The organism is Paenibacillus sp. FSL H8-0548, from assembly GCF_038630985.1.
In the GTDB taxonomy this organism is placed as follows: Bacteria; Bacillota; Bacilli; order Paenibacillales; family Paenibacillaceae; genus Pristimantibacillus.
Genome location: NZ_CP152049.1, coordinates 1,476,107 through 1,502,500, shown reverse-complemented (window position 1 = coordinate 1,502,500; position 26,394 = coordinate 1,476,107). Strand labels below are relative to the sequence as shown.

The 26,394-nt window shown below is 46.6% G+C and carries 30 protein-coding genes (1 of these 30 running past the window's edge); all 30 read right to left on the bottom strand.

Annotation, left to right across the window (positions count from 1 at the left end; genetic code table 11):
* On the bottom strand, positions 1 to 1,579 hold the 5' portion of the coding sequence (locus tag MHI37_RS06250; RefSeq protein ID WP_342556540.1) for a glycosyl hydrolase family 18 protein. It extends 86 nt beyond the left edge of the window; the window shows 1,579 of its 1,665 coding nt (coding positions 1-1,579); it begins with the start codon at positions 1,577 to 1,579; the stop codon falls past the left edge of the window.
* A 178-nt stretch (positions 1,580 to 1,757) separates the two neighbouring features.
* Positions 1,758 to 2,192, bottom strand: a complete 435-nt coding sequence (gene perR / locus MHI37_RS06245; protein WP_076336655.1) for a peroxide-responsive transcriptional repressor PerR — start codon at positions 2,190 to 2,192, stop codon at positions 1,758 to 1,760.
* A 76-nt stretch (positions 2,193 to 2,268) separates the two neighbouring features.
* Positions 2,269 to 4,212, bottom strand: coding sequence for a DUF4097 family beta strand repeat-containing protein (locus tag MHI37_RS06240; protein ID WP_076336654.1), 1,944 nt, complete (start codon positions 4,210 to 4,212; stop codon positions 2,269 to 2,271).
* The gene (locus tag MHI37_RS06235; RefSeq protein WP_076336653.1) at positions 4,194 to 4,916 is read right to left on the bottom strand and encodes an MgtC/SapB family protein; all 723 of its coding nucleotides are present in this window, start codon (positions 4,914 to 4,916) and stop codon (positions 4,194 to 4,196) included. Before MHI37_RS06235 ends, MHI37_RS06240 begins: the two co-directional genes overlap by 19 nt.
* A gap of 146 nt (positions 4,917 to 5,062) precedes the next feature.
* Positions 5,063 to 6,502: an Asp-tRNA(Asn)/Glu-tRNA(Gln) amidotransferase subunit GatB gene (gatB, locus tag MHI37_RS06230; RefSeq protein WP_076336652.1), complete on the bottom strand. Its 1,440-nt coding sequence runs from the start codon at positions 6,500 to 6,502 to the stop codon at positions 5,063 to 5,065.
* A gap of 36 nt (positions 6,503 to 6,538) precedes the next feature.
* Positions 6,539 to 7,996 carry an Asp-tRNA(Asn)/Glu-tRNA(Gln) amidotransferase subunit GatA gene (gene gatA / locus MHI37_RS06225; RefSeq protein ID WP_076336651.1) on the bottom strand — a complete coding sequence of 486 codons (1,458 nt, stop codon included), beginning with the start codon at positions 7,994 to 7,996 and terminating at the stop codon, positions 6,539 to 6,541.
* A gap of 35 nt (positions 7,997 to 8,031) precedes the next feature.
* Positions 8,032 to 8,319, bottom strand: a complete 288-nt coding sequence (gene gatC, locus MHI37_RS06220; protein ID WP_076336650.1) for an Asp-tRNA(Asn)/Glu-tRNA(Gln) amidotransferase subunit GatC — start codon at positions 8,317 to 8,319, stop codon at positions 8,032 to 8,034.
* A gap of 261 nt (positions 8,320 to 8,580) precedes the next feature.
* Positions 8,581 to 8,964, bottom strand: a complete 384-nt coding sequence (locus MHI37_RS06215; RefSeq protein WP_076336649.1) for an ATPase — start codon at positions 8,962 to 8,964, stop codon at positions 8,581 to 8,583.
* A 106-nt stretch (positions 8,965 to 9,070) separates the two neighbouring features.
* A complete protein-coding gene (locus tag MHI37_RS06210) occupies positions 9,071 to 9,916 on the bottom strand; it encodes a hypothetical protein (protein ID WP_083676219.1) in 846 nt (281 codons plus the stop codon).
* Positions 9,913 to 10,863, bottom strand: a complete 951-nt coding sequence (locus tag MHI37_RS06205; protein WP_076336648.1) for an ABC transporter ATP-binding protein — start codon at positions 10,861 to 10,863, stop codon at positions 9,913 to 9,915. The genes MHI37_RS06210 and MHI37_RS06205 overlap by 4 nt, the downstream gene beginning before the upstream one ends.
* Positions 10,863 to 11,069: a PLD nuclease N-terminal domain-containing protein gene (locus MHI37_RS06200; protein WP_144023668.1), complete on the bottom strand. Its 207-nt coding sequence runs from the start codon at positions 11,067 to 11,069 to the stop codon at positions 10,863 to 10,865. Before MHI37_RS06200 ends, MHI37_RS06205 begins: the two co-directional genes overlap by 1 nt.
* Before the next feature lie 36 nt (positions 11,070 to 11,105).
* Complete coding sequence (locus MHI37_RS06195; protein ID WP_076336647.1) at positions 11,106 to 11,330, bottom strand: sigmaY antisigma factor component; 225 nt, start codon at positions 11,328 to 11,330, stop codon at positions 11,106 to 11,108.
* The gene (locus tag MHI37_RS06190) at positions 11,318 to 11,659 is read right to left on the bottom strand and encodes a DUF5345 family protein (protein ID WP_076336646.1); all 342 of its coding nucleotides are present in this window, start codon (positions 11,657 to 11,659) and stop codon (positions 11,318 to 11,320) included. The genes MHI37_RS06195 and MHI37_RS06190 overlap by 13 nt, the downstream gene beginning before the upstream one ends.
* Positions 11,646 to 12,179, bottom strand: coding sequence for an RNA polymerase sigma factor SigY (sigY, locus tag MHI37_RS06185; RefSeq protein ID WP_076336645.1), 534 nt, complete (start codon positions 12,177 to 12,179; stop codon positions 11,646 to 11,648). The genes MHI37_RS06190 and sigY overlap by 14 nt, the downstream gene beginning before the upstream one ends.
* An 819-nt stretch (positions 12,180 to 12,998) precedes the next feature.
* On the bottom strand, positions 12,999 to 14,537 hold the full coding sequence (locus tag MHI37_RS06180; protein WP_179090197.1) for a PH domain-containing protein: 1,539 nt from the start codon (positions 14,535 to 14,537) through the stop codon (positions 12,999 to 13,001).
* Positions 14,530 to 15,009 (bottom strand): PH domain-containing protein, encoded by a 480-nt coding sequence (locus MHI37_RS06175; protein ID WP_076336643.1) that lies wholly within the window; start codon positions 15,007 to 15,009, stop codon positions 14,530 to 14,532. Before MHI37_RS06175 ends, MHI37_RS06180 begins: the two co-directional genes overlap by 8 nt.
* A 21-nt stretch (positions 15,010 to 15,030) precedes the next feature.
* On the bottom strand, positions 15,031 to 16,254 hold the full coding sequence (locus tag MHI37_RS06170; RefSeq protein ID WP_076336642.1) for a Xaa-Pro peptidase family protein: 1,224 nt from the start codon (positions 16,252 to 16,254) through the stop codon (positions 15,031 to 15,033).
* Positions 16,255 to 16,315: 61 nt separating this feature from the next.
* Complete coding sequence (locus MHI37_RS06165) at positions 16,316 to 16,801, bottom strand: hypothetical protein (protein ID WP_076336641.1); 486 nt, start codon at positions 16,799 to 16,801, stop codon at positions 16,316 to 16,318.
* 21 nt (positions 16,802 to 16,822) lie between these two features.
* The gene (locus tag MHI37_RS06160; RefSeq protein ID WP_076336640.1) at positions 16,823 to 17,248 is read right to left on the bottom strand and encodes a hypothetical protein; all 426 of its coding nucleotides are present in this window, start codon (positions 17,246 to 17,248) and stop codon (positions 16,823 to 16,825) included.
* The gene (locus tag MHI37_RS06155) at positions 17,245 to 17,391 is read right to left on the bottom strand and encodes a hypothetical protein (RefSeq protein ID WP_179090196.1); all 147 of its coding nucleotides are present in this window, start codon (positions 17,389 to 17,391) and stop codon (positions 17,245 to 17,247) included. The genes MHI37_RS06160 and MHI37_RS06155 overlap by 4 nt, the downstream gene beginning before the upstream one ends.
* 47 nt (positions 17,392 to 17,438) lie before the next feature.
* The gene (locus MHI37_RS06150) at positions 17,439 to 17,588 is read right to left on the bottom strand and encodes a hypothetical protein (protein WP_179090195.1); all 150 of its coding nucleotides are present in this window, start codon (positions 17,586 to 17,588) and stop codon (positions 17,439 to 17,441) included.
* 36 nt (positions 17,589 to 17,624) lie between these two features.
* Complete coding sequence (locus tag MHI37_RS06145; RefSeq protein ID WP_076336639.1) at positions 17,625 to 18,515, bottom strand: hypothetical protein; 891 nt, start codon at positions 18,513 to 18,515, stop codon at positions 17,625 to 17,627.
* 13 nt (positions 18,516 to 18,528) lie between these two features.
* Entirely contained in the window at positions 18,529 to 19,467 is a 939-nt protein-coding gene (locus MHI37_RS06140; protein WP_256710499.1) for a hypothetical protein, read from the bottom strand.
* Positions 19,457 to 20,830, bottom strand: coding sequence for an ATPase, T2SS/T4P/T4SS family (locus MHI37_RS06135; protein ID WP_076336637.1), 1,374 nt, complete (start codon positions 20,828 to 20,830; stop codon positions 19,457 to 19,459). Before MHI37_RS06135 ends, MHI37_RS06140 begins: the two co-directional genes overlap by 11 nt.
* Positions 20,827 to 21,675 carry a hypothetical protein gene (locus MHI37_RS06130; RefSeq protein WP_256710498.1) on the bottom strand — a complete coding sequence of 283 codons (849 nt, stop codon included), beginning with the start codon at positions 21,673 to 21,675 and terminating at the stop codon, positions 20,827 to 20,829. Before MHI37_RS06130 ends, MHI37_RS06135 begins: the two co-directional genes overlap by 4 nt.
* Positions 21,672 to 22,403: an SAF domain-containing protein gene (locus tag MHI37_RS06125; protein ID WP_256710497.1), complete on the bottom strand. Its 732-nt coding sequence runs from the start codon at positions 22,401 to 22,403 to the stop codon at positions 21,672 to 21,674. The genes MHI37_RS06130 and MHI37_RS06125 overlap by 4 nt, the downstream gene beginning before the upstream one ends.
* A 238-nt stretch (positions 22,404 to 22,641) precedes the next feature.
* Positions 22,642 to 22,992, bottom strand: a complete 351-nt coding sequence (locus tag MHI37_RS06120; protein ID WP_028609438.1) for a type II toxin-antitoxin system PemK/MazF family toxin — start codon at positions 22,990 to 22,992, stop codon at positions 22,642 to 22,644.
* Positions 22,993 to 22,995: 3 nt separating this feature from the next.
* A complete protein-coding gene (locus MHI37_RS06115; RefSeq protein ID WP_076336636.1) occupies positions 22,996 to 23,277 on the bottom strand; it encodes a CopG family ribbon-helix-helix protein in 282 nt (93 codons plus the stop codon).
* A 227-nt stretch (positions 23,278 to 23,504) separates the two neighbouring features.
* The gene (gene alr, locus MHI37_RS06110) at positions 23,505 to 24,689 is read right to left on the bottom strand and encodes an alanine racemase (protein ID WP_076336662.1); all 1,185 of its coding nucleotides are present in this window, start codon (positions 24,687 to 24,689) and stop codon (positions 23,505 to 23,507) included.
* A 150-nt stretch (positions 24,690 to 24,839) separates the two neighbouring features.
* Positions 24,840 to 26,042: an outer membrane lipoprotein carrier protein LolA gene (locus MHI37_RS06105; RefSeq protein WP_076336635.1), complete on the bottom strand. Its 1,203-nt coding sequence runs from the start codon at positions 26,040 to 26,042 to the stop codon at positions 24,840 to 24,842.
* Positions 26,043 to 26,394 lie beyond the last annotated feature (352 nt).

Below are 26,394 nucleotides of genomic sequence, written 5' to 3'. Positions count from 1 at the left end.
AATCATATTTGCGAACAATGGCTATTCGAGCTTTCAATGACAAATCATCCTCAATCCAAATTCGCAGCAATGCTCCGTCTTCCGTATACTCCACATAGTTTTGGCCTGCGGCTGCATCAAACACCGGCGTCAACTTCTTTGTACTTATAATTTCCTTTACACGCTCCATACCTACTGCTTTCGACGAGACCGTTACTTTACCAGTCTCATCCTTCTTTTCTGTCCAGATTCGGGTATATAGCGGCATGCTCATTATAAGTTTGCTTGACGGCACGCCATCCTCCTGCAATATACGAACGATAGAGCTTTCCGTCCATGGCAGAGAAGCAACGGAGCCGGATTTTGGACTTGAGGCCCAATGCTCATCGTAAGCCATGACCATCATATAATCGACAATTCCGCCTAATGCTGCACGATCAAGAAACACTGACCACATCTCGCTGTTCGATTTAGGAGTTACATCGACCGATACGACCAAGCCTTGCTCATGAAGCAGCGGTGTCATCTCACGTACAAATTGCACGAAATTCTCTTTATCTGAGGTGTATACATTTTCAAAATCAATATTAATGCCCTGTAGGTTATAAATCTCGGCAAATGCAATCAACTGCTGAATCATTGAAAATCGTGTATCCGCATTAGCCAAAACCTTTGTTGTTCGATCTGGTTCAAAATCATTGCTGAAAAGCGCCCAAATTTGCAATCCTTGCTGATGAGCCCATTTCACATAGGCTGGATCAGCCTTGCCTTTAATCGTGCCTTTGTCATCAGCAAGCGCAAACCAAGTTGGACTGACTACATTTAGCCCTTGCATAGGCGCAATCTTCGTTGTGTCTATTTTGCGCTCATATACCGCTTCCCAGGTCATATTAATCTTGTTGCCTAGAACCTTCCAAGCGATGAAAGGCGGCTCAGTCGAAGGTTTGGCGATTTGATCAATTGTCGTTAGCTTTAAATCCTTCTTATTAATGAAACCAGCCAGTCCATCACTGCTCTGGACAAGCAGCCACCCTTCCTGATCTCCCCAAATTCTAACTGACTCCGCTTGCGGTACCTTCTTAATATAAGGTGCGCGAATAGTTGGCTCGGTACGAATGGCAGCTCCTTTGGCAGGAATAGCTTCAGCAAGCTGAATCGTGTCACCAGCTGAGAGCAGTGTGACTACACCTGTTTCTTCGTTAAGCTCTACTTGCAGTCCGTATAGCTCTTTCAAAGGTTCAGCTGGAATATAAACGGTATCCTCTGATTTCTCAGCAGTAATCGTTAGATTATACGGCTTCTGATTAATTGTTGCTGTTAAGGAGTCCGTTTTGAGATGAAGAACCTTGCTCGCTGTCGTCAAAACAATCGAGCCTGAATCCTTCTCATACCGAATAGGCTTGTCCTCTCCGAGTACCTGCTGCAGCACCTCTAAAGGAAGCTTTACCTCGCCATTTTCAATAATTGCGCCTTGCTGTGACTCTAATCCCCGAACCATAATCGGATTTTCGGCTTTGAAGCTTGCATCAATCCACTCGTTATTTGGTACAAAACGAATATATCCGTACCAGCACATGGCTGCAATTATCGCTAAAATCATAATTATAAAAAAGCTCCGAGCACCTTTGCTGCCTCTTCGGCGCGGCGTTCGGCTGTACATCGTTTCCAAGTCATCACGCTCCAATTTCTTAGCTTATGTTTCGATCCTATCCTATTAAAAAACGTGCAGATTAGCGTTTCATCGCTTCCCGGCACGTTCTTCTAGGCTTAATCGCCCCTTATTTCGCTGATGTGGTGTTGCATGCTGTGCACAGTCCGTAAATTTCCATCCGGTGACCTTCAACCACAAACCCGGTCACTTGAGATGCGACACGCTCTACCTCAAGCAGTGGTGGATAATCAAAATCGACGATTGAACCGCAAGTCTTACAAATAGCGTGGTAATGATCGGATAAATCCGAATCAAACCGACTAGAGTCATCGCCATAAGTAAGTTCACGCACTAATCCAGCTTCTACAAATAAACGCAGATTGTTATATATGGTAGCTACGCTCATGCTCGGATAAGCCGGAGAGAGCGCTTTATAAATTTCATCTGCAGTCGGATGAGTCATCGAGTCCATCAGGTAGCTTAATATGGCGTGACGTTGCGGGGTCATTCGGACACCATTCATCTTCAGTTGTTCCAATGCTAAGTTAACGTTGGCTCCCATTCCCCTCACGCCCTTCCTAAAGTAATTACAACTATTGTACGTTCTTATTTAAGAGTTTGTCAATGAAAGCGCCATTTTAGGATAGCCCAATTTGTTTAATGGAAATGCTGTTCGTTGCATTAATTTGAATTCGAAAAGTACCGTCTCCCATTGTGCCTCTTATAGTTTTCTTACTTACCTCAAGCGGCAGCTCGCTCGTAATATTACCGAAAGTTACCGATCCGTACAATGTAAAATGACTATTCTCCGGCATAGCAAGCTTGATTTCGCCTACGGAGCTGTCGAGGTCCCAGTTGCCGCCAACAATATCGCTGCTTAGCTCAATGTCCCCATTAAGCGTATCTGCTTTTACTGAAGCGCCTACGCGGTTCATTTGAATTTTTCCATTCTTCGTTTCCGCTTCAACGTTGCCTTCTATATCCTTAAGATCTAAGCTTCCATTAAGCGTGTTGGCAAAAAGCTTCCCTTGAATCGCCGCGGCCATAATGCTGCCATTCTTTATTTCGAGCGTACTGTCTCCAGTTACGCCATTCACTGCTATTTCGCCAGCAATTCCTTTGACGTACACAGCACCTATAATGTTGCTAACCGTGACAATGCCACTGTTGCTTCGGATATCAAGTCCACCAGAAAGCGTTAGCTCACGAATATCTACCGCACCATTTCCCGATTCCACCTTTAACTTTAAAAGAGGCTTCTGCTCTTTGGCGATGTCCGGAGTTTGCTCGGGCTCTTCATTCAAATCCGTCTCCAAAGCTCCCGGTGCATCTGTTTCGATCACCTGCAGATCTTCTATTTCTGTGCTGCTTTCCATTTCTTGCTCCACCGCTGCTAAATCATCAGTCACATCGATCGCGCTTTCCGTTTCCTCTGGAAGAGCTGTTTCAACGGGCAGCTCCTCGACTTGAAGCTGATCCGACAAGGACATAGGCACCGTTACAATCATATTCATTCTCGGCTTTCTGCTGCCATTCGCTCCATAAGCCTGACCTTTAGCCTCTACTGTCAATTCTGTACCAGGATCGATTTTAACTGTCGTCTGCTCTGCTATAGCATCCGCCTCCGATTGGTCCGTTACGTCTACCCAAACGGTCGTTAGCAGCTCAATCTCTTGCACCTCACCCGAACGTACGGTTACTTGCCCATTCGGATTAACGATCCGGATTAGCGAAGCCTCCTCATCCAGTGGTACCTTAATGACAGCTTTATCATATTGAAAGCCCTTCTCCTCGCCGAACTCTGCCGGTCCATTAAGGTCAACGTTAAATTGATCCAACCACCGAAATGGTAGATCTGCGTATTGCGTTACCCCATAAGCGGTCAGCGTAATAACGATTGCAATCATCCCGCCTGTGACATCCAGCCTAAGCCGTTTCTGTACACCTTTGAATTTCAAGCTGAAAATAATCGTTTCAAGACCTAATAATATAAATATGATCGGCCACCATTGTCCAAGTAACGAAATATCATTCCGTCCTTTTATTTGATCCCATAAAAGCAGCGCTCCTACAGTTAGGACGAGTGCTGCTGCCGTAAAACGGCCTAATTTCAACATAGATAACGACCCTTTCCACAAGCGTAACAGCAGCGTTATTGAAACCATCATAATCATCGGCCCCACACTCAGCTCGGCAAGCTCATTCATCCACGGCAGTATAGCATGGGGAGGCTTTACTAAAATAAGCATGATGCCTCCCGCGGCAAACAGCAGCATACCGTGAATAAGATTTAGCGCGATGGGACTTGAATGCTCAGCCTCCGTGCTTTGCAAGGAATCAAACACACTTATAAAATATATGATGGGGAGCATAATGCCTAAATAAACGATTAACAGCAAATGTCTTCCGCCATCAGAATCAGCCAGCCGAACGATTGCTGTTATATCCAGCCAAAAGGCTGAGATTAACAGCAATCCCTTCGGATGCTGTCCCGTATAAATATGCCCTGCCCCTGGCATTGCGAAGGCCAATACAACGGTGAGCAGCCTCTTTAACGTTTGTTTTATTCTGAGCTGACCCAACGTACACCCTCCAGATGCTTTATTTTATCCAGCAGCACAAGCAGCGCCTCCGACTTCGGCAAAGTGATATAGAACTGAAGTATAATCTGCTCTCCCTTTTCCGCACCTTTGCCGTCATCCTCACATTCCTCCAGCAGCATTTTTCGCATGACGATTTTTCTTTCTACCAGCAAGCTGTTGATTTCAAGCATCGCTTGAGAGTAGTGATTTATTTTTATTTTCAGAAGATGCTCCTTCTTCGCGCTTATATACCTTTTCTCAAGCTTATTAAATGCCCATAGCGTCACGAGCACCATAATCGTCGTTACTGCCGATGCGAAATAAAAGCCAGCTCCAACTGCTAGACCAATTGCGGATACTACCCACAACGAAGCCGCTGTTGTTAGGCCTGTGATCGATTTACCAGTAAATAATATCGTACCCGCTCCAAGGAAACCAATTCCAGTAATGACCGCAGCCGCAAGGCGCGCAGGGTCAACTCTGACATTCGGCTCATCAACAAAAGCAGAAAAGCCATACATGGAGAGCAGCATGAGCAAACACGAGCCGAGGCAAACCAAAATATTAGTTCGGAGACCTGCCGCATGTTTAGACTGCTCACGCTCGAATCCAACAAGTCCTCCGAGCAGCAAAGCAAGCAGCAGCCTTAATAAAATATGGAGCTCACTGATGTACCAAGGATTGTGAAGCGAGCTTAATAGCATTAGCGATCCCGACCTTTCTCTTTGCCTATTGTAACATAATTATATGCTTCAAATAGGGCAGGCAGGTCTGGCGTTTCTTGCTTCGGCAAAAAAAGAAAAACACGGCTCATCATAGCGATGAACCGTGTCTTAGCGTACGAATACTGTTATTTCAAACGCTCAATCAGCAGCTTGTTTGCTAGCGCAGGATTCGCTTTTCCTTTGGAGGCCTTCATAATCTGACCAACTAGGAAACCAATTGCTTTATCTTTACCCGCTCTATAATCCTCAACGGATTGAGGATTCGCTTCGATAATTTGATCGACAATTTGCAATACGGCACCTTCATCGCTAATTTGAACAAGGCCTTGCTCTTCAACGATTTGCTGCGGCAGCTTGCCAGTCTCCAGCATTGCTTTAAATACAGTTTTGGCAATTTTACCATTGATCGTGCCCTTCTCAAGCAAGCCGATCATTTCGCCAAGCCCTTGACCTGTGATTTTCACATCGGAAATTTCTTGACCGTTCGCATTAAGAAAACCGAGAAGATCGCCCATGATCCAGTTCGAGACGGCTTTAGCATCCTTCGTATACGCTAGACTCTCCTCGAAGAAGTCTGCAAGCTCCTTAGAGGAGGTAATAACCTCAGCATCGTAAGAAGGCAGGCTATAGTCCGCTGTATATCTTGCTTTGCGGGCATCCGGCAGCTCTGGAATCGTTATGCGAATACTTTGCTTCCACTCCTCGCTAATATGAAGAGAAACAAGATCCGGGTCTGGGAAGTAGCGATAATCATGAGCTTCTTCCTTGCCGCGCATCGAGAAGGATTTGCCAAGCGCATCATCGAAGCGACGCGTCTCTTGAATCACTACTCCGCCGCCATCCAAAATTTCCGCTTGGCGGAATTGCTCATACTCAAGACCGCGCTGAACGCCGCGGAAGGAGTTCATGTTCTTGAGCTCAGCACGCGTGCCAAATTCCTTCTGTCCATATGGACGCAAACTTATATTTGCATCGCAGCGCAGGCTTCCTTCTTCCATCTTCACATCAGATACGTCACAGTACTGCATGATCGCTTTGATTTTTTCCAAGTAAGCCTTCGCTTCCTCAGGCGTGCGAATATCCGGCTCAGAGACAATTTCAATGAGCGGCGTACCCACACGATTGAAATCGACAAGCGAAGCATATCCACCGTCAACATGGGTTAGCTTGCCAGCATCCTCTTCCAAATGCAGCCGTGTAATGCCGATTCGTTTTGTCTCGCCATTCACTTCAATATCTATCCAGCCATGCTCGCCAATCGGTTGATCAAATTGCGAAATTTGATAAGCCTTAGGAGAATCTGGGTAAAAGTAGTTTTTACGGTCAAACTTGCTAATATCAGCAATTTGACAATTCAAGGCCATAGCTGCCTTCATAGCGTACTCAACGGCTTGACGGTTTAATACCGGCAATACGCCGGGGTGCCCAAGACATACCGGGCAGGTATGGGTATTGGCAGGCGCGCCGAAAGCGGTAGAGCAGCCGCAAAAGATTTTGCTATTCGTGTGCAGCTCCACATGGACTTCCAGCCCGACAACCGTCTCGTATTTGTTCGGTTCAGACATTCGTATCGATCCCTTCGTAAACGTATATATACCCGCCTATAGCTGCGGACGTTGTTTATGATGCTCCGTGTGCTGCTCGAACGCATGAGCGGCGCGCAGCACCGTCGATTCGTCGAACGCCTTCCCGATAATTTGCAAGCCGATCGGCAGGCCGTCAGCCATGCCGCAAGGAACGCTAATAGCAGGAACGCCTGCCAAGCTTACCGGAATTGTACAAATATCGTTTAAATACATCGTTAATGGATCGCCAACCTGTTCTCCAATGCGGAACGCTGGAGTCGGAGCCGTAGGCCCGATAATGAGATCATATTGGTTGAACACTTGGTCAAAATCTTGCTTAATAAGCGTCCGCACCTTCTGTGCTTTCAAGTAATAAGCATCATAGTAGCCGGAGCTAAGCGCATAGGTTCCTAGCATAATGCGGCGTTTTACTTCAGGGCCGAAGCCTTGGCTGCGAGATTTCTTATATAGATCAATAAGATTTTCCGGATTTTCCGCACGAACCCCATAGCGTACGCCATCAAAGCGTGCCAGGTTCGACGAAGCCTCAGATGAAGCAAGCAAATAATACGTTGCGATCGCATACTCCGTATGCGGCAGCGAAACCTCTTCCCATGCTGCGCCAAGCGATTCGTATACAGCCAAAGCCTTCAGAACAGCTTCCTTCACACGCGGATCAATACCCGCTCCAAGATATTCCTTAGGAACACCGATGCGAAGGCCCTTAACATCGCCCGTTAATGCGGCAGTGTAATCCGGAATATCTACATTTGCAGAAGTCGTGTCTCTCTCATCATAACCTGCAATAGCTTGCAGTACATAAGCGGAGTCTTCGACGTTTTTCGTAAGCGGTCCGATCTGATCGAGCGACGATGCAAATGCAACGAGACCAAAACGCGATACAAGGCCGTAGGTCGGCTTAAGGCCGACGATACCGCAGTAGGCTGCAGGCTGGCGAATCGAGCCGCCCGTATCTGAACCTAATGAGAAGTATACTTGACCAGCAGCAACCGATGCTGCTGATCCGCCGCTTGAGCCGCCAGGCACGTATTCCGCATTCCATGGATTGCGCGTAGCATAATAGCTTGAATTTTCATTCGAGCCGCCCATAGCAAATTCGTCCATGTTCAGCTTGCCAATCGTTACGGATTGGGCTGCCTTCAGCTTGCTGACGACCGTTGCATCGTATATAGGATTATGATTGCTCAGAAACTGGCTCGCACAAGTAGTCAGAAGCCCTTCGGTCACAATATTGTCCTTCACTCCAGCCGGCAATCCGAACAACAAACCACGCTCGCCGCCTTCTTGCAATTGCTTGTCCAGCTCTGACGCTTGCAAGCGGGCATTCTCTTCATTCAACGTAATAAAAGCCTGAATAGCAGGCTCAGTTTCTGCAATTCTCGCATATGATGCGCTAACCAGCTCAGAAACGGAAAGTTCCTTATTGTTAAGCTTGTTATGTACATCCTGCAGGCGCAAATCAAACAGTGCCAACAGTAGTTCCTCCCTTCATATAAAACCCATTCGTATTATTCAAGTACCGCTGGTACTTTAAATTGTCCTTCCTCTTCATCAGGCGCGTTCAGCAGTACCTTCTCGATCGGCAGCGATGGACGCTTCTCATCCGCACGCATAACGTTCTTGATCGGCAGTACATGGCTTGTAGGCTCAACATTCTCGGTGTCGAGACCATTAAGCTTTTCCGCATATTTCAAAATCGCATTAAGCTGCTCTGTGAACTGATCCTTCTCCGAATCAGACAGCTCTAGCCGCGCCAGTCTGGCGACATGCTCTACATCCTTAGGTGTAATGCTCATCAGGTTTTCTTCCTTTCCTATTCCTGTAATCATTCTTTCTATTATATCTCAAAGCTAGGGCGAACATCAATGTACAGAGCAAACGACTTCCGTATTCCTGCCAAAAGAAGAAAAAAAGACTCTCCCCGAGTCTATCGTCTGCTATGCCATTCAAACCAAGCAAATTCTTCTACTGAAGCTTTTTAAGCATATTAGCGAAAAAAAAACTGTTCCATTGTCAGCAATGTGACATACAGAACAGTCCGTTACCTGCAGCAATTATTAAATCCAAGCCTTTAAATTAACCCGACGAATAAAGTCTGCTGGACTAAGCTGCTCCAATTCCACAGCCTCTTCCTCTTGCTTTGGCTCCTCTTCGCCGTTCATGATCCGTTTGAACAATTCCTCATTATGCGTAGCGAGTGCAAAATCAATAAGTGCTTCACGCTCAATGCGGTCAACCTCATCTTGAATAAGCACCTCTTCAAGCTCTACGTCCTCATCAGGAATTAGAAAGTTTCGATTAGCCGCAGGTACACGCAGCACATAATCAAATACATTATCTGCATTGCGGTCGTACGCTATTATATAACCATGCTCCCCAATAGGAAGGTTTTGTTCAAATTGGTCAGCCACAATGACGACCTTTGTGCCTAGCTGTAGCATCGTCCTCAACTCCTGTTTCTTCGCCGCTGATTCTTTCACTACTATCCTACTAAAAAAAAATAGCGGTGTCCAATAGAAGAGAGAGACAGATAGATTTACCGTTTATTCAATCGACCGTTGAGCTTCTTTTTAGTACGGCTGATGATATCAAAACGAACACTGCGATACTGATCACCGTCACAACAATTGCTAATCCGAATCGGCCGCTATTCGTAATTTCAGAGACAACCGCTTGAGAAGCGAACCCGCTAAGTGCTCCAGGACTCCAGCCAAGCGCCTTGGGAAAAAGAGAAATGAGCAAGGATAGCGCAAGTGTGCCTCCAATTGCGCAGAAAGCTGCTGCGGCAGGGCTTCGGAGCAGTGAGCTGAACAGAATCGTTACCGTTATAACAAAGGTGAGCCATAAGCCATATACAAGCAAACTGCTCGCCATCTTCGCAAATGGAACCGTCCCAATTAATAGACCCGTATAATACCAGGAGGCTAAATATCCAGTAGAAAGCGAGCCCCAGGTGAGGATAAGCATAGCAGTCCATTTGGAGCCGATAAAAGCAAGCACGGAAATTGGCTTCACAAGTATGAGTGATGCCGCCCCGCTATTGCGTTCGCTCGATACTGTACCCATACAGACGAGAACGAGTACTAAAATGCCTATTGTGCTGAATTGCTGCAATGTTTGTGCCAGCACCTCTGCCCCTAACGGCATAGGCATTTCAATAACTGTTCCTTCTGGCAATCCTCCGGTCTGCATCAAGATCACTGGCATATAGTAAGTAGTTACGGGCTGCATAATGCCGAGCAAAATAAATACGAGCGGCACCCAGAGCAGCTTAAAGCTGCGTACAAGCTCAAGAAGCTCCTTTTCAACCATAACGATGTATCGGCTAAAGCTTGAGGAAATAGATGCTTTTCCCTCCGTAGATGATTTTTGTCTCAAGGCTGTGCTGCTCATGCGGTCACCACCTTCATAAATAAATCCTCGAGCGAGGTATGGCCGATTTCCAATCTGCTTACCTTCACATTCTCACGCGTCAGCTCCTCCAGAAGCATGCGTCTTGCTGTATCCACATCATGGACGGTAAAACGTGCAGCTCCGCTCTGCAGCTCCATTTCATGAAACAAGCTTGCTCCGCCCCCCTCATTTATAGAAACCTGAATCTTCTCCATATAAGACGCAAGCCAGCGCTGTGAGTGCTCGTCATTCTCAAGCTGAAGCTCAATGATCGGTTTACGATGCTCAGCACGAATATCCTCAATAGCGCCTTGGATAGCTACTTGCCCGTTCCGAATAATTATGACATCATCACAAAGCTCCTCTGCATCGTGCAGCACATGCGTGGAGAACAGCACTGTCGTTTCCTGCTTCAGCTCGCGCAGCAGCTTCATCACCTCTCTGCGTCCTAGAGGATCAAGCGCAGATACAGGCTCATCCATAACTAACAATTTAGGCTGATGAACGAGTGCTTGAGCGAGTCCAAGACGCTGCTTCATTCCTCCTGAATACGATGAAATCCGTCTCTTTGCTGCACTTGAGATACCTACGCGCTCAAGAAGTTCCTTCGCTCGCTGTTTTGCTGCGGCAGAACTGAGACCACATAGTTTGCCCGCATATACCACGTATTCCAAGCCTGTCATCCATGAATAAAAGGAAGGGGATTGCGGCAAATAGCCAATTAACTCTCTGTGATCGATTCCTTGTGCAGAGCCCTGAAAATCCATTTCGCCTGCGGTCTGCTTAAGCAAGCCCGTAATCATCCGTATCGTAGTCGTTTTTCCCGCTCCGTTAGGCCCTAGCAGCGCTACACAGTGACCTTCCTTTATTTCGAAATCAATACCTGAGACCGCCTTCACCGAACCGAATGACTTAGACAGTCCCTTAACTTGAAGGAGCGCCGTCATCAGTCAGACCTCCTGCCAGCAATAAAGAAGGCAATCGGCCCTACTAAATTTACGAATATAATAATCAAAACCCAAACCCATTTCGGTCCACGCGTTTTCTCTGCTTTTGCGCAAAGTATTAATGCAATTACCATTAGTATGAGCTGAATAACAATGATCGGTGCAATAATGGGTAAAATTTCGGATAGCTCAATGGATTCATTCATAAAAGAAAACCCCCTTTATATCTATTTGAAATTAGCTTATTGTTTCTTTCTTTTGTTTCCACCCCGAGGAAACCACCCGCTGCGAACAAATATATAATAAAAAACGAGCGGCAGCGGCGTTTGAATTAAACCCCACAAGCCCCAGAGCCAGGGCATGCTGTCCCGTTTGCGGGCATCAATAAATAGCCAGGTCGATTGAGCAATCAATATAGGGATCATTAATATCCAGAACCAAAGCGGCAATACCTTTAGCTCCTCCATTTCCGCACCTTCCCTCGTCCAAACGCCGCGCTGGAAATTCCAATGCCAATCGCTGCAATTGAAGCTTGAAAGATAACAAAAAAGACCAAATTACGTTCTGCTGTCATCCACAGCATCAAGCTTAGAACAACGCATGCCGCAAACGAAAGCAGTAGAAGCTCCTTCCATAATCTTCTCCTTAACTCTTTCTTATGCCCCTCAACAAGCGCCTCGAACTGCAGCGCTTCAGGGATATGCGGCGCATGAACAGCATCAAACCTACTTACCGCTTCTGTTATATGATCCTCAAACCATTGCTGATCATCAAGATCATCATTAGACTTCTTCATGCTCCGTTAGCTCCTTCCGCAGCTGCTTTAACCCGTTATGCAGCCTTGATTTTACTGTACCTACTGGAATATCCAGCATCGAGGAAATTTCCTCCTGTGCGTAGCCGTAATAATACTTGAGCAAAATCGGTATCCGAACATCACTGCTTAGCTGCCCTAATGCCTCCAGCGCTTCCGGCCATTCCTCACCTTGGTGAAGCGTGTCAAAACGGATAGCTCGCAGCAACTGCTGCTCCTGCAGCCAATGCTTTTCAAGCTCGCTGCGCCGAATATTGTCTACAACCAGCCTGGATGCAATCGTAATGAGCCAGGTTGAAAATTTAGCTTTGCCTTGAAAAGTCGCTATTTTCTCAATTGCCTTCAGCATCGTTTCCTGTGTAACATCCTCCGCACGACTTTTGTTCATCGTTACCTTTAGTACATATTGATATAGAAATGCATAATGCAGCCGCAGCAGTTCAGAGAGCGCGCTGGAATTACCACGAACCGCTTGCTTAATGAGCTTCGTCTCGTCGTGCACGAGCGCGTAACCTCCTTTATTTCATTCCGTTATAGCTTTGACGGTTAATGACCGCATTTCGTTCACTGGAAATAAAAAAAACTTTTATCCGCGGCTAATTTAATACTTTATATAATTCGAACTAGAAATTTACGTTTTGAGCGCTGCGCGAGTAAATCATTCTGAAGGGTCGCGGTTGCAGCCAGATTCTTTGTATAGTTTGTAAATGAGCTTAATTTTTCTGTATAATAACCGGGTGAAATTGCAACTTTTTCTCAAAAACCAGCCTTTTTTCGCCCATTGACCCCACTCAGCGATATTAGATCTACATTCTAGACCTATTTCTTCCAATTCAGTTATTTCCGGTGAATTAGATCTAAAAATTAGATCTATTTCTCAAAAAACCAACCTTTTTCCGCCCATTTGGGACCACTCAGCAATATTAGATCTATTTTTTAGATCTATTTCTTCCAATTCGGCCTTTTTCGGTGAATTAGATCTAAAAATTAGATCTATATAAGTTGAACCAAGAAATCGGCGATTAAATCACGCCGAGATGCTTGCCTGTCGTTTTGATGTTGCGCCGTTTGCCATGTAGAAAGCATGTTTTTTGAATGGTCTGGTAGTTCTGAATCATCGACTCATCTTCAAATAGCAAGTGATCGATTTCCTCATTCAAAGAGTCTTTTCTAATATATAAGAATTTATAAGTTTTCAATAATAAATAGACTTATCTATCACTGCAAAACGAGCTTTGCATTTATGTGTTTTAAACAATAAAACAGCTGCGGAAGCGTATAGGACTTCTGCAGCTGTTGCATGTTTATATCTATTCTATTGTTAATCTTGACTGCGGCTGTACCAACGCCACACAGGCTCGACATCCTTACGATCCAAGCATGTTACTTTGTATTCAAATGGACTTCCGAGTGCCCGTACTGACAGCGTCAGCAGCTGTTTGCGCTGCTGTCCTTTCGAGCGGTTCACTCGCATCGTAACAATCTGAGGACGCCGAATTAAATAGGTAGTTCGGGATATGAAACGATTGCGAAGCGTTAGCTGGCCATCTGCGAGCTTAACTCCAGCAGCCACATAACAGCTTCTTCTCCACCATAGCAGAAGCGGAATCAGCAGCAGCGACCATAAACCGTCGGTCTTCAAAAACACGATTAATGCTGAGCATGCAACAAGCGCAAGCAGCAGTTCGATTCTTACATAATAAAGCAGAGCGCGCTTCGGCGCCCCCGTCAAATCCGTATTCGAAGGCAGTGTCACCTGCGGAACAAAATCGTTAAGCAGGCTTTGCACCTTCGACCGTTTGAGGAAAGGATGCAGCATCAGCTGCTCCTTCTTGTCCGAGGATACAATTTGAAGCTGAATTTCCGCATATCCGAATATTTGACGCAGCAAGCCTTCATTGACGATAACCGCCTGTACCTTCTTCGAATCAAATACAAATGATTTCTTCTCGAGCAGGCCATACGATACCGAAATTTGCCGGCCATCCCTCTTCACAGAAAAGCCGCTATACTTCAGCACGTACAATAGTACAGAAAGCAGCCATGCAAAGCCAATTACAGCGACACCAACCATAACGATGAGAATATAGCCCGGCATTAAGCTCGATGAGTCTTCTACCATCGTCTCAAAGAAATGATCGGGAAGCAGCTGATTAATAATATCGTCTGCAAAGGAGTACAGCCCCGCCAAAAATGCAGCGACCAGTCCAAAATTAGTCGACGTGGCAGCTGCTTGAAACAGCTGCACTGGTTTTAGCGTAACACTCCGTATTTCACTGCTCACTTCAACTTTCGAAGGTGCCGCCATAAGTGGTTTTTCATTAATCTTTACAATTAATGGTCGATCCGCTGGCATATCTATCTCTGCAGCTTCAGTGGCATCTGCAAATACGTCACTCGTCGGCTCCGTTTTTGTATTCGCTTGTTTTCTCAGCATAAGCTGAATATCGTTAGCTTCCTTAACCGAGAGCGCCGGCAAAATACCATCCGCCTTCTTGTTTCCGCCCGGTGTCTCTATCTTCACCTGTGCCACGCCAAGCAAACGTTGGATAAGCGGCTGCTCCACATTGACAGAATGAATGCGTCCATAATAGATCGTCTTCTCATCCCGCAGCAGCAAGCCTTTGCGAATGATAATCCGGTCCTCCTCCAGCCAAAAGCCGAAGCTTCTCCATTCCAGGAAGCTAAAAACCAAAATAACGACAGCCAGCGCAGCAGCCCCTGCATACCAGTACCAATTCAAACCAGTCCAGTCTGTTCCCTTCACTAAACCAATTAAGATAAAGGGGAGGAAGCCGCGGATGGTTTGTAGAAGGCCAAATAAAATGTAGATGGGATGAAGCGTACGACGCTCATTCATCTTGATCATCCACTTTAGCTAAAATACCGATCTGCTGCTTTAGCTGCTGTGCCTCCGATTGCTTTAGACCGCTAATCCTATGCGTGGTAGCAGCGGTAACGACCGACACGCTAGCCAAATCATATTTGCGCATCAGAGGTCCGCTCTCCAGCTCAACATGCTGCACGCGAACCATCGGAACGAGCACATTGCTCAAAAAGATCAGACCTGATTGAATTTCCAGCTCCTCCTCAAACAGCTCATATTGAAAGCGGGTATACTTCATCTGCGGTATAATCCAAATAAACAATACGAAAGAAGCAATAACTAGGGGCAAGGCAATCCATCCAGGAATGAGCGTCCAATCCCATGCCAATGCACATGAAAAATAAGCAATAATGACTGCTAGAAATATCCCATGTGTAATAAGTCCGCTAATCCGATAAACCTTAATATAGTCCCTGTGAAGTCGCCTTGATAAATTACGATTCATTAGATAACTCTCCCCCTGTATCTAAGGCAGTACAATAAGCTCTGCCTTTGACCTGGTCAGCGCCCTTGCCCCCTGATCCGAAACCAAATAGCTGTTCTCAATTCCTACAACCCCTTGGCCTGGAAATGTGAATTTCGGCTCCACTGCAATAACCATTCCAGCTGCAAGCGGAACCTTAAATCCTTTTGCAAGCACCGGCCACTCGTCGATCTCCAGTCCAATGCCATGTCCCAAAAACTTGGCTTGATCGGCCCCAAAACCCATAAAATGCTCTGTCAGCTTAGCTGCTCCACAGCGTTCAAGCGCATCCTCATATAAATTGGAGCAAGGCGTGCCGAGTACCAATAACTTCTCTGCTGCGCCGATAATGGACTCCGACACCTCATAAGCATGCTGAAGCAGCTCCGGTAGCTCGCCTATGACAGCTGTACGAGTCTGATCGATCACATAACCATCCACGCAGCAGCCAATATCGATAAGAATAGGCTCATCTCGTCTAATTAGTGATCTACTGACGCTTTGCGGTGATGCAGCTCCGAGCCCAAGACCACCCGCAGGTCCGTCAAAGTATGAGGGTATAGCTGCTGCCGGTCCTGAAATAACCATTCCTGTCGTAATTTCTTGATTGAAGCCGCGCATGCGCATCATGCCAATATGTCCACGTATCCGAAGCTCGTATTCAATTCGTGCCATCCAATCAAGCTCGCTGATTCCAGCCTTCAGCTCATTCAAAGCCTCGCTCAGCGCTTCTGCCACAACCTCAGCGGCTATCTCAATTCGGCTTATTTCCCAAGCTGCTTTAATCATTCTTATCGTACGAATGTGTGCAGAGCCGTCGATGAGCTCACAGCGTCCCGCCTTGCCGAGCAGCTCCACAAGTCTCAGATACAGCTGTGCTGGGAGCACATCCATATCCGCTGCAATCCGCACCTCCGTACCCTTATCAAACAAATACGAATAATGGCTCGCCAGCGTTTCTCCAAACATACGAAAAGCGCCGAGCTCCGCGACACGCACCCCCGCTTCCTGCTTAGCACGCGAAACGCTACGTTTTACGTAAAAGGTGGCCTCCCCGGCACTTGGAACAAACAAATATCCATTTTGCATAGAGCCGCTAAAATAATAAAGATCAACATTTTGAGTAATGAGAAATGCGTCAATTTGTGCGGCTTGCATCGTTTCCTGCAAGCGCTCAATTCGCTGCCTGATAAGCTCGGCAGGAATATCCTGTACAATGTCTATCATTTCAGTCATCAGCTCCTATATAACTTCCCTCCCCTTATTACACCAATTATCCAAATGCTAGTCAACCTGCTACGAGCTCTGCCGCCCCCTTTATGTACCATTCAATGGGCTCCATGACTTGAAAAGCACGTGGATACACCATATGAACAATCATGATTACTCCTGGCCTTGTCAATGTAACTTCATAATGATATGCAGCATTTCGATAAGTATATGGAAATGCATGCTCATCATTCACAAGCTCGAATACGACTACCTTTACCGGATGCTTCAAGAAAGACTGCGGCAGCGGAGTTCCGTCCTCATCAAGCTTTAAATTTTCCCGCAAGTATAGTGAAGCAGCGCCTGATGCCTCATCAGGCGCTAATCGGAGCACCCCTTCAGCAAGCGCTGACGAATCAAGCTGCTGAGCCGCTGCATGAGCAGAGCGATTAACAGCATGCTTGCCTTGGAACAAGGTGTGCATGGCGAGCTCCTCCTCCACCTGCAGCAGATGAATCGAGAGCCACACCGTCATCATAAGCACGATAAGCAGCAGCTTGTACATCCATTCACCTGCTCTCTTCGTTTATGGGACATATTCACTCATTTTCATACCGAAAGCCCGAATTCTCTCATCCTCCGAAGGCGGCGTCAGCCCTAATAAACGATCAATCTCAAACAATCCATCATAGGGATAACTCATCGTGAGCGAAAGGCCTGTCCCGCGAATTAACGGAGAGCTTGGATCTGAGGCGGACAATCCGCTTGTAGTCGCAAGCTCGAACTCTATCGCAGCGGGCAGCAGACCAAAACGTGAAAGCCGCTGCCTTGACTGCTCCTGCATCTCCTCACTAATATAGCCATAAGTTCCACTAGCCCCAATTTCTAATAAATAATCAACCTCCTGCTGCAAAACGGCTTGCCTAACGATAAGTACATGCTTATAAATTGGGGAAAACATGAGCCAGCATAACAATCCGGCAAACAGTACAAAAATTAATATTTGCTTCATGGGCTCATCCCTCTAATATGGCTGCTGATCGAGCTGCCCGCGCCATCTATCTGCTTCTTCATTCCTTCATCGCCTTCTGCAACAGCTTGATAAAGTAAAATCACAGTAACCAATAGCAGCATAGATACCAGAATTCCACGCATAAGTAATGACCTCCGCGCTTATTGAGAAATAAAGAGTACTGCAACTACTACGGAAGCAGCTGACTAATTTTTGTATTTGCCGAGGTTCCTTGTGATTCGATCTGACTTCTTGTCCCAGTCGTCTCCTTAGCGATTATCGTATTGAACAGGACGACAACAACAACGAGCAGCATGACAGTCATCAAAATATTGCGCATGCGATTCACCTCCTTTCCTAAGTTGTCAAACAGCAATCAACTAAGTGATTGAAACAGTTTCTGCCCTTCTCGCACCCACGGGTATATAAATATTTGAAACGTATACAAAATGGGAATGCCTGCGATAACAAATAAAAAATAGGAGGTCGATTCCTTGCGGCTTTCCTTGGCCAGTTCGATCTTCTCTTTGTAATCCGCTATCCGAACACGCAGCAGTTCGTAGTACTCAGGGCTCTCATGCAGGCGAAGCGCATCGAGTGTTTCCACGAAGCTTAAGCCCTCTTCCGTACCCAGACGCTGCTTGAAGCGCTGCAGCGCACTTCCCGCATCGTGATACCATTCCGCCAGCAGCCAATCTAGATCGTCGCGCATCACTCTTGTAAACGGAATACACCGCAGCAGCTTAGCATGAATATGCAGCGAGGATTCCGACATATAAAGCAGCTGCTTGCTGATGACAAATATTTCTTTCGTAATTTGAAGCGCACGCACTGTGCGGATCGAGCGCAGCCACATTAAATCAATATAGAGCATCAGCAATAGGATCGTAAGTACAGCACCTGCATAGGAAATAGGAATATAAGCAGAAATAAACTTATGACATGCAGCAACAAGTGCTAACAAGACGTAAACTGCGCTAAACAGAAATCGCCTCACCAGCACATACCACGCGGCATCGATGGTTACCCCGCAGCCTGCGAGGAGCAGCTCACGCTCCATGAAGGAAGGCTGCTGCCTTGAAATCCGAAACCAGCGGAGCCATCTCTCTGGTACCCTCTTCGTTCGCCAGCTTAGCAAGGCTAAATGTCTCCATCTAGCAGGCCGCTGCGGCCAAAGCTGCAGCAGTGAATAAATAGCCACTGCTCCAAAAACGTACTGGCCCGCCAGCAAAGCTAGACCCAGCATATTTTCCAAGAAGTCAGGCATTAGCTTGCTCCCTTCACATTTTTTTGCGTGACAGCCATAGGCCCATCAGAAATGATGCAAAAATGAGCAGCGCAGCATTCAGCAGCATGTCTCGGCCCTGCGTATCGACGAAATAGTAATAGTAGGAATTATCCTTGTTGTACCGCAAATTAATCCCAATAAAAAATACTAAAAACAAGACGGGCGAGAAGTTTGCTACGCGTATTTCCAGCAGTCTGTTCCTTTCCTGCTCATTTGCACGTCTAGCCTTACGCATATCAGTTAGCAGCTCCCTTAAGCTGTCCGATACGGGAACACCTTCCACGAGCGCAACTCGCAAAATATTAACAAAATAATCTGCCCATAGATGACCTAGCGAAACTGAAAGCAGCCGGAGACTCGCCTCATCGTCGCTGCGGACGGAAAGATTGCGATAAAGCTGTTCAAATACGGCTTGCATCGGTCCAAGTAATCTTCTCTCTTCTACTGTGCGCTGCAGCGCTATTCTAATTTGACGCTCCCCAGTAACCAGATAACACTGATAAAACAGCTCAACAGCAGGCAAAAAATCCATCTGCGTCTGCATACGACGGTGGACAAGCATCGCTCTAAGCGAGGTATAAGGCAGGGCCCCTAGCAGAACTCCGAACAAAAGAGTTCCCTTTACGTTTTGAAAGAAAAAGCCGCCTATTGAGACACCCGCCAGCAGGAGCAAGCCTGACAGACCGGCAAATGCTGCCGGGGTAAGCTTCAATCGAAGCGATTCTAACAATTCTGACAAATGCTGATACAGCCATTCTTGTCGTCTAAAGCGCATTGCCATTTGATTACGCCAGCCGCTATCCGCCGTATACGTCAACTTACTGACTAGCTGCCGCTCCTTTGACCAAATAAATAGCAAGTAATAGAAACTAATGAATAGCAAGCAAAAGAGCAAGCATGCCGCGGCAGCAAGCGAGAGCTTATTCATCATGCTCCCTCCCATCAGCAATATGAGCAGCTGCCCTCTTAGCAGGAAGCGATGGATATATCCAATCCTTCAAGGACTCATCAAACCTCACCCAATCCCGCACACAGCTCTGTCCTTCCTCCCAGCGCAGCTCTCCTATGCGGCTAATTACCCGGCGTCCTCCCAAATAGCTCATCTCGATACCGATCTCCGTCACGTATTGTGTAATCCGTTTCGTCAGGCGTTCAGCATTCATGCCTCTGCCATCGAGCATGCACATGTCGGTGATCGCCTCCGGCACATCCTCTAATTTGCTTGCATGCACCGTTGTCATGCTTCCTGAGTGTCCTCTCGTACAGGCTCTAACATAAATATTGGCATCGAGATCTCGTATTTCAGCATGAATGATCCGCTGCGGAGATTGTCTAAGAGCGAGCTTAAAGGCTTGGTCAGCACGATGATACGCATCATCTTCCTCTGTCATATATTCCACGACATTTTTGCTCGGAAAATCACGCCCAAGCATCATCTCGAATCGCCCTTCGATCGTAATAATTCGCTCCGCATCAGGAAGCTCCGCAATTAATGCTTTCATAAGATTTGTTTTTCCTGAATTCGTCGGTCCAATAATGACCAGATTATATCTCGCCGCCAATATCGCTTTAAGCAGCTGTTGTATTCGTCCATTCATCGTCCTATATGCCGGACTGCCTAACGTCTCTAGACTGAAGCTGCGAACCGTATAGAAACGTATAGTCAAGGTCGGGGTTGCTGTGAATCCAAAGCCAGTCATCGTTACACGGGACCCATCTCGCAGCATCACCTCCGCCCACCGCTTCCGTGGATTAATCCGATCGTTATTGTAGAGCACCAAATTTTGCTGGACACGCTCTACCTCTCGAATGCTGTTGAAACGATAAGCAGAGGGATAGGTCAGCCCATGCTTGACAATGAAAATTTGCTGGCCAACTACTTGTATTTCCTCTAAGCCTTCCTTATCCGCCAATACCAATTCAAGCACATTAAGCCCAACCACTTCTGCGAACAATGCTTCTGCAAGGGTTTGGTACGGATGCTGAACATTGACCGCGCCATGAACTCGCAATCTAATCAGCCGATCCGAAATGACAGCCATGACCTGCTCCCGCTCCTGAGCGTAGCCCAGCACCGCCCGATTAAGCGTTTCACTATACTGCCGCCTCTCTTCCTCGCCAAGCCCATGCGGGGAGCTTAAATAGGCTCTAATGTCCTCAGCCAGCCTGACGAATTCATCCTGTGTGTCAGCCGCAAGATAGGGGAGCATCATCTCAGCGTCCCGGCTGTCCTTTTCTAATTGCTTTCGAGCTGCAAATTCTGATGGCGAGAACCTACTCTGCTCCGCCGTCATGAGCTTGTACCGTCTCGATGAGCCAGCAGCTTCCGATACCACGGCTGAACCGATATCGTTGTCGGTCTGCTGCGCATGCCATGCCGCTGCATCATTGCTTTAGCTGGAAATTGCATCATTTGCTTGCCCTCCGAGTCTGATTTGAGCCACTCTGCATACGTTCCATTATCCAATTGACTAAAGACCGGCTCACTCAATTGAAGCTGTCCGAGCGCCGATGTGCCTAGCTCTTTGCAAATATGCTTCATCTGATAACCTCCATTTCTCCATGGGCCGTTAATAACGATCAAATCATACTGCTTGGGAGCAATCCCGAATAAAGGAGATACCTGACCTATCCACCGCCTGCCATCCTCTTGAAAATGAGATAACGCCGGTGTCGTTACGAGAATACGTGAGCTTGCTCTGCCAATAGAACAAATTGTCGCTGCATTATCCCAATAGGCCCCTACATCCAAAATAGTAAATGCGAAGGCTTGCTCTGCAATCGAGAGCAAATGCTCCGCTTCCTCAGGTGTGAAATATTCAGCTTGATCCCTCATCAGATTACCGAACAAAATATGTAGATTCGGCTGGCTTGGTACCGTATAGGCTGCTCTATGCAGCTGCTCGGGCGACAACGTGTAGGATCTAAGCTCCGGACGAAGCTTATCCAATGTAACAAGCGGCTCGTCAATACCTAAGTAGCGATGGATCTTAGCGCTCTTAAGATTAAGACATAAATAACCGATTGGTTTGCCGCTTGCTTCCGCTATCCGATAAGCTGCAGCAAATGCAGCTGCCGTAGTCCCGATATTAGGTGTTGTGCCGATAAATACAGCTATAGGCGCCATAGCTCCAGTCACGATCTATCCCCCTCCTCGCCTACAGCTAAATTAAGCGACTCAGGACTGTACGCAACAACCAGCTTCAACTCTCCAGCCTTGCATAAGTCATCCAGCTGCAGCCATTGCTCTTCCGATAAATTCAAGTTTAAATAATCGATCATTCCATTTGCTTCTCGCCTAGAAGCATACATTTGCTGCTTGTTTCCTTCCGCCAGTGAAAATAGGTTCGGATTCTCGATGCTATCGATCTCTACGTTGCCTGAGCTCTTAACCGATGCGACAGTAACCGCTTCTGAGAATATCCGCATGGAAGGAGCTGCTTCTCCTGATGCATAAATCATCACCTTATCACCCGCTCTAATTCCGTTTGAAATCGAGCGGATATATTCCTTCGGAATTTGAAAGGTCGACTCTGAACGTTTAGGCTGAAAATAATAATCGTCGACCTTCCAATGCAAGAGCGGTTCGCCCTGCCCTAAAGGAATAATCGTTTCTTTCCCTGCTGCGTGCTCTAATTTGCTTATCATATCTGACACATAAGCAGCCTTCGGCAGCATTTTAAACTCCAGATCACTTTCCTTCAGCCGCTCTCCCGCTCCGATGAAGCGCTTCGGAACAATAATCGCAATGGTGTCATCAAGCTCAATTTGATTGCGCTGCAGCTCATACATGCCATAAACGAGGCTTGCCGACAGCACCGCAGCAGTTAAGCTAATCATCGCATTACGCCTTCTCAATATCCTCACTCCTCACTGAGCACAAAAAAAAGAACGCAGCAGTAGCCATTTAAGGCGTACTACGTGCGTTCTTCGCATAATAAAGCTCATATATTAGTTAGCAATAAGTAATTGAATTCATAATAGCAAAATAAGCTTTCATTTGTCTATCATTTTTTTCTAATTCCACCATTTTTCGGTTCCAATCGACAAAAAAAGCCATTCAGCAAGAGATGATCTCTTTGGATGCTAAATAGCTCTTCCTACTTTAAAAATCGATTAATCCTACACTAATCAACAACGCATCATCAACCTTACGCATCGTTTCATCATCCAAATGCGTAATTTTGTCGGTTAGCCTTTGCTTGTCAATCGTTCGAATTTGCTCAAGAAGCACGACAGAATCACGATCAAACCCGTGTGCCGCAGCATCCATTTCCACATGAGTAGGCAGCTTTGCCTTTTGAATTTGAGCTGTAATCGCAGCGACGATTACGGTAGGACTGAAGCGATTTCCGATATCATTCTGAATGACCAAAACGGGGCGAACACCTCCCTGTTCCGATCCGACGACAGGTGATAAATCCGCAAAAAAAACATCTCCGCGTTTTACAATCAACCTCTACACCCCGCTAACGAGACGGCCTAACGTATGATCTGCTTCTTCCTCCGCTTGAAAAGCTTCCGAGGCCATGATCAGGTTTATTTTCGCCATTTCCATATATCCGCGCTGCATGGACTCACGAATTTGGCGCTTTTTGCGTTCCACCAAATATAGCTTCATGGCTTGCCGAATAAATTCGCTGCGGTTGGAGTTTTCCTTTGCAACAATCCCGTCAACCTCCTCCAGCAAGTGATCTGGCAGGCTAATCATGATTCTTTTGGTATTTTGTACATTGGCCACCGAACTCGCACCCCCAAAACTTTTCCATAACCTTACTACTCATTATAACAAAATATTGCCGTCGCTATACTTCAACATATCTATGATCGCCGTATATCAAATATGCTGTATGTTTTCATGTATAGCCGTTATAGATGATCTTACATACTACATTCGTGCTTTTTGACGAAAATCCTCTTCAATTGAAAAAAAATGTAGGATGAAAAGATTACCAGTACAAATTCAGTCTACACCAAGGGGTTAAATATTGCGGTTGTTTGGCCGCCGCTTATATAGATCCGTGGCACACGAGCAGCCAGCATACAAATGATTTCATAATTGATCGTGCCCAGTTGGTCTGCTACTTCTTCAATCGTAATGACATTATTGCCTTGACGCCCTATAAGCACAACCTCTTCTCCTGGCCCAACGGGCGCAGCTCCGGCAGTTGAAGCTTCATCAAGCGCAATCATACATTGATCCATACAAATGGTTCCGCGAATCGGTGCCTTAACTCCCCGAACAAGTCCATGCGCTTTGCCTGTAAGCATGCGGCTAAAGCCGTCTGCATAACCAATGGGCAGCGTTCCAATAAGCTCTTCGCCCTGCGTTACATAACGTGTACCATAGCTGATTCCCCAGCCGGCTGGCGTTCTTTTGGCCATAGTCACTTCCGTCTTTAGTGACATAACTGGCTCCAGCTCAATACGCTGCTTGTTAACCTCTTCTGAAGGATATAAGCCGTACATGCTAATGCCGAGACGCAGCATGCTGCCTGCCATGCTTGGTGTATCGATACCAGCAGCGCTGTTCGCCGCATGAATGATCGGAATAGGCAGGCCTTGCTGCTCTACATAGCCCGCCACTTCACGAAATCTGTCATGCTGCTGCTGCGTATAGCTCTTATCTGCTTCATCTGCACGTGCGTAGTGGGTAAATAAGCCTTCAACGTTAAGCTGCGTTACCTGCAAAGCCTTCTCTATAAAAGACACTGCAGCATCTTTGCCGATAATGCCAAGACGTCCCATTCCGGTATCAACCTTAATATGCACCTTGAGCTTGCGATTGCTGCTATCCATAGGCAGCTTAGCTGCTGCTTCTAAAATATCATCACGAAACAGACTTATCGTAATATTGTTTTCCCTTGCAACAGACAAAGCATCCGCCGCCACGAATCCTAGTACGAGAATCGGGCTTTGGATGCCAGCCTTCCGCAATTGCAAAGCTTCATCAAGAAAAGCGACTCCTAAATAGTCGACGCCAAAGCGTTCTGCTTCACGCGCCACTTCTACGGCACCATGCCCGTAAGCATTTGCTTTGACCGAAGCCATAAGCATGCAGCCTTGAGGCATGGCGTCCCGAAACGCTTGTAAATTATGTCGTAATGCATCTAATGATATTTCAACCCTGGTAGGGCGATAAAACGAGTCCAAGCCGTTCACCTTCTCCTTAGATATGGCAGCCACAATAATCCGAGCAGCAAACATCAATAGCAATAATGTTATACGCTGCTGCTTTGACTGTCAATGAAATGAAAGCCGGATATGGCTAGTACGTCTTGGGAATTCTCGTTTTTATCCGCTTTATTTACCGATTTCGCCCTGTACCGATTGTGCGATCTTAATCATTTCCGTTTCAGGAAGATTCGAGCTTGTCAGACGGAATTGATGTCCTTCGTACGTCCAATCCAGCGTTTGGTGCAGGCTCTGATCATCACTGTTAAGCTGTCCCATCGTAAACCCAAGATCAACCAGCATACCCGGTATTAATGAAGCCGCCTGATCCTTCGGCTCTGTTTGAATAAGTGTATAGCTGTAATCTCCGGTGTAACGGGTCATGAGGCCCGGATTGCCGCCAAAAACGATATCGACTAAATCCAGCTCCGTTACGCCATCTGGCGTGTAGGAAGGCTTCATAGCTGCAAAATCAGCCTTCACCTCTGGCTTCGCGCCAGTTGCGGCATCATCGGCTTTATTACCGCTATGACCCGATTGATCATCTCCGTCTACCGCGCTGTCATCGTTTGATGCATTGTCGCTGTTATCAGAGTCTGCATTCTCATCCGTTTCTTTTGTTGCATTTTCGTCTGCCGAATCATGACCTGGCTGGTCTGGCAATGTCATTGTCGGCTCATCAGAAGACTGGCTGGAAGGTGTAGCCTTCATATTCGCCTCTGTCTCAAATACTGCCTTGTCAAATTTAGTTCCAAAATCGAACGTATCAAATTTCACTTCGACCATGACAGCCGCGTTTGTATCACTAACCTCTACCTGCACCGGCTTGTAGTCTGATTTATTCAGCCAAATCTTCTGGCGAGCCAGAGAGCCGTTATTATAGTTGGCCATTACATCAAAGACGTAAGCATTCTCGTCGCTTACAAATTGCCGTGAATTATCTACTAAAATGCTTTGAATTAGCGTTTGGTACAAATACACTTGGCCTTGGTTTTGCGGCCAATCGCTTTGGAAGCGGAACACTTTATTCAGCTTCGGTGTGAGAACGAATACGCCGTCGTCATTGCGAAGCACGATTTGAGTAATGTCCTTCTCTTCATTCGTCAGCTTGATCCGATAATATTGCGGCTTTTGGTAGGAGATCTCCACCTTATACTCCAGTGGCTGCTGTCCCGTCCGCAGTGTCATCGTACCGCTTCCCTGATAGCTCTCCATACTGTTTACTACTTTGTCGAGGTCCTTAACCACGGACTCGGCGTCCTTCGTTCCGCAAGCTGCCAATATTAATGATAGACATAATATTATTGCCGCGGTCCATGTCATGCGACGCATGTAATCATCCCCTCTGCACATTGTTTTTTACTGGCTGATAACATGTCTATGAGGGGACTTGACCAATTATGCGGACTGGCATGTGCTTGACCAAACTTTTAATTTCACGTACAGCAATTTAAAAACCACGAAACCTTGTCCTTCGCGGTAGTTGAACATGCAGCCCGTCTCAAGCATGCTTTTTCCTGAAAACACTTACCACTAAGCTGGCAAACAACAGGCAGGACTATCGTAAAGGAATCCTGCGTATTGTAGTCTGGATAGCACATTGCTGATTCTGCTGCCACAATCCGTTGCTTTGCTCATCCTTGTCTCCTCCTAAAATAGTAAAAGGTCTCTGTGTAAGAGACCT